This is a genomic window from Colwellia piezophila ATCC BAA-637 (assembly GCF_000378625.1).
Taxonomy (GTDB): Bacteria; Pseudomonadota; Gammaproteobacteria; order Enterobacterales; family Alteromonadaceae; genus Colwellia; species Colwellia piezophila.
The window spans coordinates 55,711-68,022 of the sequence record NZ_KB905170.1 but is presented as its reverse complement, the minus strand read 5'-3'; the positions used below and the strand labels follow the sequence as shown (position 1 = coordinate 68,022).

At 35.7% G+C, this 12,312-nt stretch carries 16 protein-coding genes and 2 pseudogenes; 15 read left to right on the top strand and 3 right to left on the bottom strand.

The annotated features are described in order from the left end of the window. The first annotated feature begins 182 nt into the window (after positions 1 to 182). The 15 genes and pseudogenes from F580_RS24890 to F580_RS26450 all read left to right on the top strand — a co-directional run bounded on the left by F580_RS24890 (position 183) and on the right by F580_RS26450 (position 9,237). The gene (locus tag F580_RS24890; protein WP_169338322.1) at positions 183 to 1,379 is read left to right on the top strand and encodes a tetratricopeptide repeat protein; all 1,197 of its coding nucleotides are present in this window, start codon (positions 183 to 185) and stop codon (positions 1,377 to 1,379) included. Between the two features lie 84 nt (positions 1,380 to 1,463). After that, on the top strand, positions 1,464 to 1,649 hold the full coding sequence (locus F580_RS0117465) for a superinfection immunity protein (RefSeq protein WP_019029044.1): 186 nt from the start codon (positions 1,464 to 1,466) through the stop codon (positions 1,647 to 1,649). A 63-nt stretch (positions 1,650 to 1,712) separates the two neighbouring features. Beyond that, positions 1,713 to 2,288 (top strand): hypothetical protein, encoded by a 576-nt coding sequence (locus F580_RS0117460; RefSeq protein ID WP_019029043.1) that lies wholly within the window; start codon positions 1,713 to 1,715, stop codon positions 2,286 to 2,288. Next, the gene (locus F580_RS0117455; protein ID WP_019029042.1) at positions 2,288 to 2,914 is read left to right on the top strand and encodes a J domain-containing protein; all 627 of its coding nucleotides are present in this window, start codon (positions 2,288 to 2,290) and stop codon (positions 2,912 to 2,914) included. The genes F580_RS0117460 and F580_RS0117455 overlap by 1 nt, the downstream gene beginning before the upstream one ends. A 69-nt stretch (positions 2,915 to 2,983) precedes the next feature. Then, complete coding sequence (locus tag F580_RS0117450) at positions 2,984 to 3,184, top strand: hypothetical protein (protein ID WP_019029041.1); 201 nt, start codon at positions 2,984 to 2,986, stop codon at positions 3,182 to 3,184. A 69-nt stretch (positions 3,185 to 3,253) separates the two neighbouring features. Further along, positions 3,254 to 3,619 carry a hypothetical protein gene (locus tag F580_RS0117445; RefSeq protein WP_019029040.1) on the top strand — a complete coding sequence of 122 codons (366 nt, stop codon included), beginning with the start codon at positions 3,254 to 3,256 and terminating at the stop codon, positions 3,617 to 3,619. A 237-nt stretch (positions 3,620 to 3,856) separates the two neighbouring features. Then, positions 3,857 to 4,552 (top strand): hypothetical protein, encoded by a 696-nt coding sequence (locus F580_RS0117440; protein ID WP_019029039.1) that lies wholly within the window; start codon positions 3,857 to 3,859, stop codon positions 4,550 to 4,552. Position 4,553: 1 nt separating this feature from the next. Continuing rightward, entirely contained in the window at positions 4,554 to 5,195 is a 642-nt protein-coding gene (locus tag F580_RS0117435) for a hypothetical protein (protein ID WP_019029038.1), read from the top strand. Further along, positions 5,192 to 5,506 carry a nucleotidyltransferase domain-containing protein gene (locus tag F580_RS0117430; RefSeq protein ID WP_019029037.1) on the top strand — a complete coding sequence of 105 codons (315 nt, stop codon included), beginning with the start codon at positions 5,192 to 5,194 and terminating at the stop codon, positions 5,504 to 5,506. The genes F580_RS0117435 and F580_RS0117430 overlap by 4 nt, the downstream gene beginning before the upstream one ends. A gap of 162 nt (positions 5,507 to 5,668) precedes the next feature. Then, a pseudogene (locus F580_RS24885) lies at positions 5,669 to 6,151 on the top strand (tetratricopeptide repeat protein); the annotation flags it as partial. 349 nt (positions 6,152 to 6,500) lie between these two features. Further along, a complete protein-coding gene (locus tag F580_RS0117420) occupies positions 6,501 to 6,887 on the top strand; it encodes a hypothetical protein (protein ID WP_019029035.1) in 387 nt (128 codons plus the stop codon). 176 nt (positions 6,888 to 7,063) lie between these two features. Next, on the top strand, positions 7,064 to 7,924 hold the full coding sequence (locus tag F580_RS0117415) for a hypothetical protein (RefSeq protein WP_019029034.1): 861 nt from the start codon (positions 7,064 to 7,066) through the stop codon (positions 7,922 to 7,924). A gap of 10 nt (positions 7,925 to 7,934) precedes the next feature. Further along, positions 7,935 to 8,123 (top strand): superinfection immunity protein, encoded by a 189-nt coding sequence (locus F580_RS0117410; RefSeq protein ID WP_019029033.1) that lies wholly within the window; start codon positions 7,935 to 7,937, stop codon positions 8,121 to 8,123. 18 nt (positions 8,124 to 8,141) lie between these two features. Beyond that, the gene (locus F580_RS25660) at positions 8,142 to 8,969 is read left to right on the top strand and encodes a tetratricopeptide repeat protein (RefSeq protein ID WP_019029032.1); all 828 of its coding nucleotides are present in this window, start codon (positions 8,142 to 8,144) and stop codon (positions 8,967 to 8,969) included. Between the two features lie 103 nt (positions 8,970 to 9,072). Then, positions 9,073 to 9,237 carry a hypothetical protein gene (locus tag F580_RS26450; protein ID WP_019029031.1) on the top strand — a complete coding sequence of 55 codons (165 nt, stop codon included), beginning with the start codon at positions 9,073 to 9,075 and terminating at the stop codon, positions 9,235 to 9,237. A gap of 50 nt (positions 9,238 to 9,287) precedes the next feature. Here the strand turns inward: F580_RS26450 and F580_RS24875 are convergent. The 3 genes and pseudogenes from F580_RS24875 to F580_RS26050 all read right to left on the bottom strand — a co-directional run bounded on the left by F580_RS24875 (position 9,288) and on the right by F580_RS26050 (position 11,653). Then, positions 9,288 to 9,956, bottom strand: a pseudogene (locus F580_RS24875) (endonuclease). 283 nt (positions 9,957 to 10,239) lie between these two features. Then, the gene (locus F580_RS0117385) at positions 10,240 to 10,860 is read right to left on the bottom strand and encodes a hypothetical protein (protein ID WP_019029028.1); all 621 of its coding nucleotides are present in this window, start codon (positions 10,858 to 10,860) and stop codon (positions 10,240 to 10,242) included. 85 nt (positions 10,861 to 10,945) lie between these two features. After that, complete coding sequence (locus F580_RS26050) at positions 10,946 to 11,653, bottom strand: HNH endonuclease (RefSeq protein ID WP_019029027.1); 708 nt, start codon at positions 11,651 to 11,653, stop codon at positions 10,946 to 10,948. Positions 11,654 to 12,312 lie beyond the last annotated feature (659 nt).

Below are 12,312 nucleotides of genomic sequence, written 5' to 3'. Positions count from 1 at the left end.
AATTAAATTGTTTAACAAAATAATTTAAATTAAATGTTAATTCCAACGTCTTATCTCCGTTTATTTAAATGAAGGCAGAAAACCTGCATTTAAATAAACAATTAGGAGATAAAGATATGATCTACCAACAAAATACCAATCAATGCATTCCCCCCCTTTTAAATAGTTCGGGTAACAGATTTATGATAGCTGTTAAATGGCTATTAATTACTTTGTTCTTTATGCCCGCTTGCTTTGCACAGTCTTCATTTGATAAAACAATGATTGCCGCTGAAAATGGGGTCGTAGAATCTCAGTACAAACTTGCACTGATGTATTTTAACGGTGATAAAACAACCCGAAATTATAAAGAAGCTTTGTTTTGGAATACAAAAGCAGCAGCACAGAACTCCAATAAAGCTAAATACCATTTGGGGCTAATGCACCATGATGGTTTGGGTACTGACCAAAGCTACGAGAAGGCAATAGAATGGTATACAGCACCTGCTCGAAATGGACTTGTTCAAGCTCAATTTAATCTAGCTTATATATATGATGATGTTAATGGCGATTTAGAAGATACATCAGAAGCAATCTATTGGTACAAAAAATCCGCTCAACAAGGTGACTCTGATGCCCAATTTAATTTAGCTCATATATATGATGATGTTAATGGCGGCTTTAAAGATACAGCAGAAGCAATCTATTGGTACAGAAAAGCCGCTGAACAAGGGGATGCTGATGCCCAGTTATATTTAGCTTTTATATATGATGATGTTAATGAAGATTTCGAAGATACATTTGAAGCAATCTATTGGTACAAGAAAGCCGCTCAACAAGGTGACTCTGATGCCCAATTTAATTTAGCTCATATATATAATGATGTTAATGGCGGTTTCAAAGATACATCAGCAGCAATCTACTGGTACAAAAAAGCCGCTGAAGAAGGGGATGTAGGTGCCCAATTTAATTTAGCGCTTATATATGATGATGTTAATGGCGGTTTCAAAGATAAATCAGCAGCAATCTACTGGTACAAAAAAGCCGCTGAACAAGGAGATGTCGCTGCTCAATTTAATTTAGCGCTTATATATGAAGATGTTGATGGCGGTTTTGAAAATACATCTGAAGCAATCTATTGGTACAAGAAATCCGCAGAACAAGGGGATGTTGATGCCCAGTTTAATTTAGCGCTTATATATGATGATGTTGATGGCGGTTTTGAAAATACATTTGAAGCAATCTACTGGTACAAAAAAGCTGCTGAACAAGGGGATGCTGATGCCCAATTTAATTTAGCGCTTATATATGAGGATGTTAATGGCGGTTTAGAGGATATATCAGAAGCAACTTACTGGTACAAAAAAGCCGCTGAACAAGGAGGTGATGATGCCATTTGAGTACTCTAGAGTGATAAAACATTACATTTACACTTTTATTTTTTCCATATTTTGTTTTCATTCAATAGTTATTAAGGAGTTGTGATGGAAGTCATATTGTTTATTTTTCTAGGTGTTATTGCTTTATTAATATATTTGATTCCGGCAATTATCGCTTCAAAGAGAAATCATAGGAATGCTAAAGCAATACTTATTCTTAACTTGTTTTTAGGCTGGATGCTTTTTGGTTGGGTTGGTGCCCTTATATGGGCTTTCACAAATGATGATTAAAAGTAAAAAGACTTTCGTCTCTAATATCGAAAGTTGTTACAAATATATTCTAAGGAGCTATGAATGGACATAGATATTACCTTCTACGGGGATGAAGCTGGAAACCTGACAGATGACCAAAAAAAGTTGATTGATATTTACTTTTGGAATCTTGGGGGGAAAGAGTTTTTTTCTTCTGATGTATACGTAGGCTCTAAGAGAAACGAAGTTCGTAGTGTTGCATTTAATTTCTGCTCAGACTCAGTTCGCTTCACTCTGGATGAAAGTAAAATTTTATGGCTAAAAGATCAGTTACATAGAATTAAAGAAGTCGATTTTTCTTCAAGCTCCGTTTGGTTGGCAATTGATGAATTTAATAAAATTGTGTGGGCGAGTGCAGAGCACTCCGAACAACAACGACAAAGAATTGAAAAAGAAAAAGAAGAAATCTCATCTCATAGAGAAGCTGCAAAGCAAGCTGAAATAGATAAACAGAAAAAAGAACGACAAGGTAAAGAAGAAGCGGAAAGGCTAGTAAATGAAGCACTGAAATACAAAAGAATTGCAGAGGAAAAAGCTGATGTTGCAGCAAAAAAAATTGCAGCAAAGCCTAAAAGAAAGAAACTAATTGATGTTGATGCCTTGATAAGGGGTAGGTAATGAAATTATATAACACTCTAGGGGTTGACCAAGAGTCAACTCAAGCTGAAATAAAAAAAGCATACAGAAAGTTATGTAGCCTATGGCATCCAGATAAACACATGGGTAAAGAAGCGAAAGCTGAGGCTACAGAAAAATTTAAAGAAATAAAAAATGCCTATGAAATTCTTGGGGATATTGATAGGCGTGCTGAATATGATATTAGAGGCGATATAGAGGATGAAAAGCGGATAAACCCTATTGAAGCTGAAATTACAAGACTGTTTACTGCTTTTATAGATCAAGATGATTTTGATGGAAATATTATTAGCATAATAGCTTTACAAGTTAGTGAAACTATAGAAGCCCTATACGCTAAAGTAAAAGATTTAAACAATGAGATTTTAAAATTTAACATTATGAAAGATAGAGTCTCATGCTTAGCTAGTGATAATTTATTCAATACCGCTTTAATGTCAAAAATAACAAGCATTAAGAATTCAATTGACCATATCAATGAAACTATTGATTTATTTGAAAATGTCGCAGAAAAATTGCTTGATTATATTGACCATGGTGCCTTTAGTTCAAGTGGTTATAGCTCAGATCGGCAAACAGAGATGTCTTTTGAAGGAAAGCAATATTAAGTAAAATTATAAACTTCTTAACATTGAATTAAATGAATAATAAGTGCTTGATAAAAAGGAATAAAGAATATGTTTTATGATACAAAAAATAACTCTAAGATTTCAGATTGTTTGTATAAAATGCTTTATTACAATAATGAAATCAAGGTGCTAACAGGGATTAATATATTATCTGAAACCGAAGAGAAATTTTCGAAAGTTGAGAAACTAGTAGAGCCTCAGTTCAATAATGCTGATGAGCTTGTAAGTGAACTATTAAAAAGACTCTAGTTAAAATTTACTCATGAAATTAGTAGTAAGCAGTTGAACCTTAGGACAATAATTATTAAAGGAGTCACTATGAATGTTGATATGACTAGACTAGATAGTTTAAATTTAGAGCAATTGAGTAAATTTTCTTTAATGTTGGTAGATGAATTCGAAAATTCCACCCAAGAAAGTGTTGATATTGTTTCAGATACAATTAATAGCTTTGGTATATATATTCATCAACTTAGTAAAGAGAAAAATGAAGAGGCATTACACACAATACAGGCAGCTATAAAATCTAATGATGGTACGAGAGGTCTTGAAAAAGCGAAAGAAATAATGAAGCAGTATGATGAATTAGAATATATAGCCAAATCAACCAAATCAAAGATAAAAATGATTATAGAAAAGGCTAGTAAAAAGAGCTTTGAGTTTAATAAAGCTAATTACCTATAAGTGCCTTTTCAATACAGTCAATTAATTATGACACTGCACCCTCTCAAGGGGCTTTTTGTTGGCTGCTTTTGAAGCCAAAGGGGATTAGAACAATAACCTAGAACTCCGGTGACAGAATATTTTGCACTCGCGGGCTTTCATTTTAATGACAAGTTGTTAGGGCGAATGTTCTTGAATTGATGTCTAACTAAATGATATTGTTTAGGAAATCATTGATAAGATAATAAGGAAGTAATTGTGGCTAATGCTAGAGGGAAAGCTTCCCCAAATGCACATACTCAGCGAAGGTTGTTTGCCTCTTCCGCAGGGTACTGCCAAAATCCAAGTTGCTCAAAAAAATTGTTCGATGAGGCCGGGGGGACACGTTTTCTCATAGCTGAATTGGCTCATGTTTTCGCAGCACAAGATGACGGTCCTAGAGCTAACGCAGAGCTAAGCGATGAAGAGCGAGGTGCATTCGAAAATCTAATTGTCTTATGTGCCAACTGTCATACAATGGTAGACAAAGCTCCAGATGCTTTCCCCGATTTAATGATGACGCGTTGGAAAAGAGAGCATGAGCATAAATTAGTAGAGCTGTTTGGCGTTAGGAAGTTTGATGACAGAGAATCCGTTCGAGATGTTGTTGAACCTCTTTTAATTGAAAGTCGAACAGTCTTCGAAATGTACGGGCCTCACATCGAAGAAGCACAGAATCCGGAAAGCGGTGCAGCAGAACAGTGGAAGCGAAAAGTGCTTACAATCATTATCCCTAACAACCGAAAAGTCCTATCGTTTGTAGATGCCAATCGTCATCTGCTGTCTGACAGCGAAAAGGTAACGAAAGAGAAATTTCGCCAGCACATAGATGACCTAGAAGCTTTTCATATAGAAGACGCCAGGCAAGATTCATCTCGCTTCCCTGTAGAGATGGCAGATATTTTTAAGGATTAGTATGACGAAAGCAATAGGTTGGGTAGAAAACAGGCTTGCTGATGAAAATGACCTAAAAGTTGTCAGAAGGACTGCGGAAGGTTTTCTTGTTGTGGAAGGGAAGCACGGTTACACGTTTAATGTAGCGGTTATTGGTAATAGAGGTGTTATTAAAGATACGGATGTGCTCCCATTATTTAAAACAGCTAACAAACCTCAACTTGTGGTTAATGTACCTTCAAAAGTTTTATGGGATGGGTTGGCTATTGATGCTATTCATGCAGAAGGTGCTGCACTTGGAACTTTTGGTGATATAGAACGAGCGGCTAGAACAATGGACGCAGGCTCCTTTCGCAATAAAAATATGGGGTTCTTTATAAACGGCATGCAACAGCACAGTAATGTAATAAGTGTTTCGTATGTATATGACTCTGTTTTTCGCGTTGACCGTGTTAGCGGGGATAGACTCACAATCGCAGTAATTGACGCATACAACATGAGTGCTGAAGATGTGCGAAATGCGAGAACTTGTATTGGTAGTTTTGATATTGTCGTTAAGTCGTCAAGCTATGGTTCTATAACTCATCAAGCAGAATCAGCAGCGGCATCTCTGGGAGCTGAAGCGCTAACGTTTAAGGAATTGATGCAGCGACTAGCGAGATGAATCGAGCTAATGTGATTGCAAAGTTTAGGGAGGTCGCATGCTCTCTTGGCTCTCTTGCAACGAATACAGAGTGGCACTTATTTGGTTCAGTAAGCCGTGATGAGGCTAGCCCATCGGATATTGATTTAATGATCTTTTGTCGCAACGATAATCAAGCGGATGAACTTAGAAAGGCAATTGACGTTCAGGCTTTTGAATTACCGTTACACTTATCTTTATTTACGTTTGAAGAAGCTGATTCAATCAATGTTACTTCAATTCAAAAGAGTACTGCTGTATTAACGGTAGACTCTACCGGGCGATGCAAATAAATCTATTTAAGGTATAGGGTCAGAGCATATTTTTTATTCCCGCTTTTTGAATACAAAGCCTCGCCCTCGCGGGGCTTTTGTTGCTTTCAAGTTTATCTTCAAGGGGCTTTTTTTGGCTGCTTTTGAAGCCAATTATCTGACCAGTTCCTTGCGTGAAATCAAGTAGCTTTTTATTGGTTTCTTAAGGCTGCAGAGCAGGGATATTCCGGATCTCAGGCAAAACTTGGTATAATGTATGCCTATGGTCAAGGAGTCGTTAAGAATAACAAACAGGCAGTTTTTTGGTACCTTAGAGCCGCAGAGCAAGGACATTCAGACTCTCAGGCTAATCTTGGTATAATGTATTCTTATGGTAGAGGGATTGCTAAAGATAGTGAAAAAGCAGTTCTTTGGTTTCGTAAGGCAGCAAAGCAAGGGCATGCAAAGGCACAATATATCCTCGCTCTAGAGTATCTAAAAGAACAAGCAGTTTTGAAAGATTATAAAGAGCCTTATATGTGGGTAGTTATATCGAGAAATAACGGCTACGACAATTCTGAAGGTCTAATAGACCTTATGGAAAAAAACATGACGCTCATAGATATTAATAAAGCTATAGACATGGCAAACGTTTGCGTAGAATCGAGCTATGAAAACTGTAATTGATTTTACATCTTGCGAGTAAGCCAACATGACATTGAACTTGCAATAAAGGCAGTTAAATCGCCACTTATGAGGCTGTAAATTTCTGTCAAACCCCATGACCATATCAAATCCCCTCATTGTCTACCGATTTGATTTAAGCAACCGATTGATTACAACTTAACACAGTGTGGTGACAGTGTTTAACTGTTTGTTGTTACTGGTTAGTTACAATATAGGTATGGTTATTGCTCAATTGCACTTATTAGTTATTTCTTATTTAACATATATTTCAAGGGACCTCTGGTCTACATAATAGACTGATATGAAACTTAACCTCGATCGGTAATTAAAGGTAATAAGGGGTCTCAAAATGAAGGAATTCATAGTTATTACATTAATCGCACTTGCTTTAATTAATATTGTTAGCGCTAAAATTTTTTCACAAGTAAATGTAATTGCAACTAATCAGACTATGGAGGTTTTAAAGGGTAAGAAATTCGGTGATAGCACTACTTTGCGCTCAGTTGTTTCGGCCTTCGATAATTCAAGGCTGCAAATACTCTATACATGGGATGTAAAAATGATTATTTCTGACTTTGACACTGAAGAGGTTAGGGCTGAGCTTTTAAGTATTGGCATGTGCAAAGATGTGCTGGCAGATACCGCGTGGTACTGGAATGTTGATGTGGTTGAGTTGGTTTTTGTTAGCTATTTTAGTGACACGAAATCAAATTCATTTACCCTCAAATGTAAATAAGGAATATTAGAGATCACATTTAATGTTCTTGAATGTATTTATCTTAAGCACCTTGGTTTTTAGTTCAATTGGGACGTGTATTACATGATGATTGCGATGCAATTAGATTGGGTTGGGCTGTATTTCCCACTCTTTAATTTGTAGTTAATAATCATCTTGATTATTAAAGAGGTAATATGAGAAGTAATAAAATAAAAAAGAGGCAAGATGAAGAAAAGCTTTATGAGCAAGTTTCTGATGAGTTACAGCAAGAAAACAAGAAAAAAGGTTTATGGCTAAAGGCTATTGCAGATTCTAATGGTGATTTAGCTATCGCTGATTCCTTATATGTAAAATATAGAGTTCAATCATTGAGGGATGATATAAATTCGACAAATGTTAAACCCAAGTTAACTCCGATCGATTTATCTATTTTATCAAAAATATTTAAAGGTGCTTTTAATTCACTAAAAACACTATTGATGATATCTCTACTTTGTTGGCTTGGTGTTCAGGTATTAATGGTAGTGATGACCATATTAACTAGTGCTTTATCTGGTTGGGGGCCTAGTGAACTTACTAATACGGCTGGTTTTGATAATAAGCAAATGTTGGCTTTTAATTTAACCAATGGACTTGTGTTGGTTGTTGGTAGTTATAGTTTTTTGTTCATATTTAAGCGTATTTTACGTCTATTTAAGAAAGAGGACATTCAAACTTATGACAATAAAGAATCAGCAATTGAACTGGAAGAAAAGGACGATAAAGAATCAACAATTGAACTGGAAGAAAGTAATAATGAAAATTCTACTGCTCCTTTAGACGAATATGTTGAATCTAAAAGTTCATATTATGAATATGAAGAGATTGAGTCGTTAATTATTGGTATACCAATAGCACCCAGAATTAAAAGTGCCATCTTAAATGGTGATTTTGAATTTATTAAAGATAACAAATATCAAATACATGATACAAGGCTCATAGAATTTATAGAGTATGCCGACTTATGTGGTGAAATTGACATTAAAAATTATTTATTAAAGTTCAAGGAATCGTGACGGGAGGCTTATGGAAATTATTTTAATCATAGTACTAGTTGTTTTTGCTCTATGGGTGTATTTCATTCCAGCAATTGTTGCTTCAAAGCGAAATCATCGTAATGCTAAAGCAATACTAATCCTTAATTTGTGTTTAGGTTGGATGTTTCTCGGCTGGGTTGGTGCATTAGTTTGGGCATTCATGAACGATAACGATTAATTTATTAGGAACTATTTTATGTTTGGATTTTTATTAAAAAGGTTAACACAAGGCGCTCTAGTAATGCTGACTGTTATAAGCATATTGTTTCCTCTTGCGACTTTTTCAACTGAGCTACCTGAAATTATTAAGTTAGCTGAACAGGGTGACGCTAAAGCTCAATACGATTTAGGTACTCGATATGATTTGGGTGATGGTGTAACCCAAGACTCTAAACTAAGTCTTTTTTGGTACAGGAAATCAGCTAAGCAACATTATGCTGAAGCCCAGAATTATATTGGTGCAAGTTTAGCTGATAGTGATGGTGTTGAACAAAACTATAAAGAGGCTATTAAGTGGTTTACTTTAGCGGCTAGTCAAGGATTGGCTATGGCTCATTATAACTTAGGGCTAATGCACGAGTTTGGTGAAGGTACGCCGAAAGACATTAAAAAAGCTTTCATTTGGTACAGAAGTGGTGCTGAATTGGGTAGTTCAGATGCAAAACACCAAATATATGTATCAGAATATAAGTCTTACCGTAAACATGATGAAGTCGCAATTGAGCTCTATAAGGAAGACTTTAAAAAATATAAGTCAGCTGCATACGGTGGTAGCTCTTCTGCTCAAATAGAGGTAGCTAAAATAATTGAAAAAGGTGGTGCATTTCATCAAGGCGAATTTCAAGCTTACGTGTGGTTTCGTGTTGCTATGCATTATGGAGATAAAGATTTAGCTGTAAAGCACTCTAAAAGACTTGCTAAGTTATTCGGTCCAGTAGAGATTGAGGTAGCAGTGATTGAAAGGGATAAAATAATATTTCAAATTGAGGAAGCTAGAGCTAAAAGAGAAGCAAATCTGAACTAAAGTACCCTAGCGAAGATATTCATCTTGTAATAAATGCAGTTAATTCACCACTTATGACGCTTTAACCTGTAGTTTTGAGCCAGTTAAAGCAGCAGAGCGCAATATGACCGTAGAACAATTCGACCCAAGCACAAGTAATTCAGCCCAAAGCCAAACAACCACGTTAGACATTCCCTCTAAAATGATTGAAGAGCAGCATCAAGCTGCTGTTACAGCCAATAAAGACTCAAATCGCGCTGCAAAGATAGGCTTCGTCAGTTTCGGCTGACCGAAAGACCTAGTTAACTGGTAGCTTGATTTATTCATTAGCCATTTATACTACCAAATACCACCAGTATCACATCGACTCTTCACCACATGATTTTGACTCTTCTGTATAGCATTTATCTTCTTAGCTCTCGCGCACTCCGAGGCATTTACAGGGTGCATTTTATCCCAAGCACTCATTAGTTGTCGTTGTGATTTGCTCATACTATATCGCTTCTAAGCGCCTCTCATGTACAGATACGTATGAGCTATGCGGCCTCTAGCCATTTTAGGTGGTTCAGCTTTGCGGCTATCTATTTTCATTGCGCAACTACCGAAGTCACTTTTAGCTCCAGGTAACATGGTGAAGTTATAATTACTTCTTAGGGAGTTAACAGCACCGATTGCAGGGTAAAGGTTAAACATGTCCGCTTGCATGTAGCGATATTCAGTATTTACCTTCTCAGCACACTTACGGCCTTTAAATGCTTTACCTTTGCTACTGATGCATTGTTTATGGCCATCACGCCACTCGCTAGGGGTACGACCAAAGTTCTCTGCCGGTACAACATGTTCCCATTCTATCTTTTTTGAACGTTTAACATATTTAGTCGTCGTGAAACCTTTGGGTGGTGTTACTTTTTTCTTAGCATCAAATGTCGCACCGCAATAAAGTGTTGTGCGGTGATTGTTGTAAACCTGCTTTTCTAATATCTTTTTAGCTTTACTAAATGAGTGGATTGCTTGGTTGGTCGCTAGGGTGGGCGGTGATTAAAGTTGCGATTAGTGCGGTGATTATTGTTTTCATTATGGTGCTTTAGGCTTAATTGTGGGGTGAATATGCCAGTAATGGCGGGTGAGTACAATAAGTAGGGGTGTTACTTACTTTATGCGCTTGCAGATTATATACAATACAGAGTTTATGATTCTTTAGATAAAGGTATTACTGCTCTAGATAAGAAGATTATAACCAATCAGTTATTTTCTTTACTAATACATCAGGTTTCTTACCAAGTTTAGTATCTTAATTTCTTGTAAATGCTCCTAACATTGAGAAGCCTGCAGCAGAATAAATCATTCGCTTTTCTTCTGAACTTTCTATTTCGCTTTTTGTTTTAATTACATCGATTGATTGTATTCGTTTGGCTTTGAAAGTCGGCTCTATCCCCAACCCTATTGTGACGGGAGCCCTTGCATCCAAAATATTTTTTAACTCGCTTTCTCTCTCTTGAAGTGATTTTATGGTTTTCTTACCTGTTTTCTTGCCCTTAGTGGTTTCTTTTTCTTTATGTGATTTTGCTAACAGCTTCTCTTTTTTTAAGTCGAGAAGAACTGCCGTTATAAAATCATCAAAATTTTTCCCGTGATAATTTATTTTATTTAATATAGTGTCTTTCTTCACTTGGTTGTCTTGCCATTTACCTAAGTGATAATACGCAGACATGTATGGCTTAAATTTCCCTATGCATCTTTCGTCAACCAGTGCCGCTGGAATTGTATAAGCAAAATCCTGCAGGTATTTTAAATTTGATAAAGCAGTTACTTGATAACAGAGGTTCATACCTAAATTGGCTAGTAATTTCTTTTTCTTTTCTTTTTCTTTTTTAGATAGTCCAAAATTACTGTATAGATATAAATATTTCATGAGATTACTTACCCTTCTTTTGGTCACTTTGATTTCAAGTATCTTATTGATTTTTTTGTAAAAGTGGCATAGGACCACATGTAAATTATTTACTGATGATGCCTTTTAGTTCTTCAATAGAGATAGCTGGTTTTGTTTTATGTAGCATCGCGTGGCAATTAGGGCATACAGGTCTTAAGTCTTTAATAGGGTCAACTATGTATTCTGTTTGAATAACGGATAGCTGGAGTAAGTGATGAACATGTATAAAGCCTTCACCTAGTTTTCCATACTTTTCAGAAAAATCAAAATCACATACTGAGCAAGAGATACCGTGGTGTTTAATGCATAACTTCCGTGCGAGTGGGCTTCTTTCGTATGCATTTACTGTAACTGTCTTTTTACTACCTTCGGTTAAAGTATCATTTTCTGATATTACTTCAGGGAAAATAAACGAGTCATTTGTTTGTAATAGGTCAAGTTCAACTAACGCATCAAAGAAATTATTCTTTAATGACCACACAAAATTATCTTCACTATATTTTCCGTTAGCGACCATTTGCCACCAGCCTGAGTATTCGGTTCTAATATCATCCTTAGCATATCCAAAGTGTAGGGCTATTCTCTTACCTAACTTACCTATGACTGCATTAACTGGTTGAAAGCCATTGTAACCAAGGACTTCTGCAATTTGATAACCAGACGCTTCGCAGTTAGGTGCTTCATAAAGGATACTCAGTAATTCGAGGTTATTACCTTTAAGTATGCCGTCAGTTTGTAAAGCTTGTTTATATTGCTCAATACTTAATTCCATATAGACCTACTTAGATAATGTTTATTCTTAATATACTAAATGTATACCGAGGTCTGAACTGTAATAAATTGTGATTCTTTGTGTGAATATGCCTGTGATTTTACATTAGTACAATAAGTCCTATCATATGAACAAAGACTATTTTCCTCAAATTTGAAAAATATGCTCGTTGTTACTGCTGAAAAGTTAAAAAGCGAGATGTTGAAATAGAGAAGTTATTTAAGAAATAGAAGGGTAGCAATATATTTGCGGTCAAGCACTACACCAGCTTGTTATTAATGGATGCTATTCCCCTTTTATTTCATACAAGTAAAATCATTAATGAAAAATCCAATTTTATATTCGGGAATTATAAATTTATTGATTATGCAGAAGTTGCTTGCAGAATATGCGAAATAAATTTCGACAAACCGCTTTGGGAAAAAATAATCTTAGATACAGCCATTAAAGAATAATGATTTTACATAAAGCAAGAGAGGGAAAATGACCTAATTAAATTGACCTTTGATTTTATATTGGAATAAATATGCTAAATGATCTATGGAAAGAAACAGAAGAATTAAAAAAAGTCGAGCAAGCTGCTCTAGAAAGATACTTCGAAGCGATTAGAGAAATAAAAACGTTTTACGATAAAGATATTATCACTGAAGACACTCTGA

Excerpts from the sequence above, each read along its gene's own strand:
- F580_RS24890 (WP_169338322.1), top strand. The coding sequence starts at position 183 with ATGATAGCTGTTAAATGGCTATTAATTACTTTGTTCTTTATGCCCGCT.
- F580_RS0117465 (WP_019029044.1), top strand. The coding sequence starts at position 1,464 with ATGGAAGTCATATTGTTTATTTTTCTAGGTGTTATTGCTTTATTAATA.
- F580_RS0117460 (WP_019029043.1), top strand. The coding sequence starts at position 1,713 with ATGGACATAGATATTACCTTCTACGGGGATGAAGCTGGAAACCTGACA.
- F580_RS0117455 (WP_019029042.1), top strand. The coding sequence starts at position 2,288 with ATGAAATTATATAACACTCTAGGGGTTGACCAAGAGTCAACTCAAGCT.
- F580_RS0117450 (WP_019029041.1), top strand. The coding sequence starts at position 2,984 with ATGTTTTATGATACAAAAAATAACTCTAAGATTTCAGATTGTTTGTAT.
- F580_RS0117445 (WP_019029040.1), top strand. The coding sequence starts at position 3,254 with ATGAATGTTGATATGACTAGACTAGATAGTTTAAATTTAGAGCAATTG.
- F580_RS0117435 (WP_019029038.1), top strand. The coding sequence starts at position 4,554 with ATGACGAAAGCAATAGGTTGGGTAGAAAACAGGCTTGCTGATGAAAAT.
- F580_RS0117430 (WP_019029037.1), top strand. The coding sequence starts at position 5,192 with ATGAATCGAGCTAATGTGATTGCAAAGTTTAGGGAGGTCGCATGCTCT.
- F580_RS0117420 (WP_019029035.1), top strand. The coding sequence starts at position 6,501 with ATGAAGGAATTCATAGTTATTACATTAATCGCACTTGCTTTAATTAAT.
- F580_RS0117415 (WP_019029034.1), top strand. The coding sequence starts at position 7,064 with ATGAGAAGTAATAAAATAAAAAAGAGGCAAGATGAAGAAAAGCTTTAT.
- F580_RS0117410 (WP_019029033.1), top strand. The coding sequence starts at position 7,935 with ATGGAAATTATTTTAATCATAGTACTAGTTGTTTTTGCTCTATGGGTG.
- F580_RS25660 (WP_019029032.1), top strand. The coding sequence starts at position 8,142 with ATGTTTGGATTTTTATTAAAAAGGTTAACACAAGGCGCTCTAGTAATG.
- F580_RS26450 (WP_019029031.1), top strand. The coding sequence starts at position 9,073 with ATGACCGTAGAACAATTCGACCCAAGCACAAGTAATTCAGCCCAAAGC.
- F580_RS0117385 (WP_019029028.1), bottom strand. The coding sequence starts at position 10,860 with ATGAAATATTTATATCTATACAGTAATTTTGGACTATCTAAAAAAGAA.
- F580_RS26050 (WP_019029027.1), bottom strand. The coding sequence starts at position 11,653 with ATGGAATTAAGTATTGAGCAATATAAACAAGCTTTACAAACTGACGGC.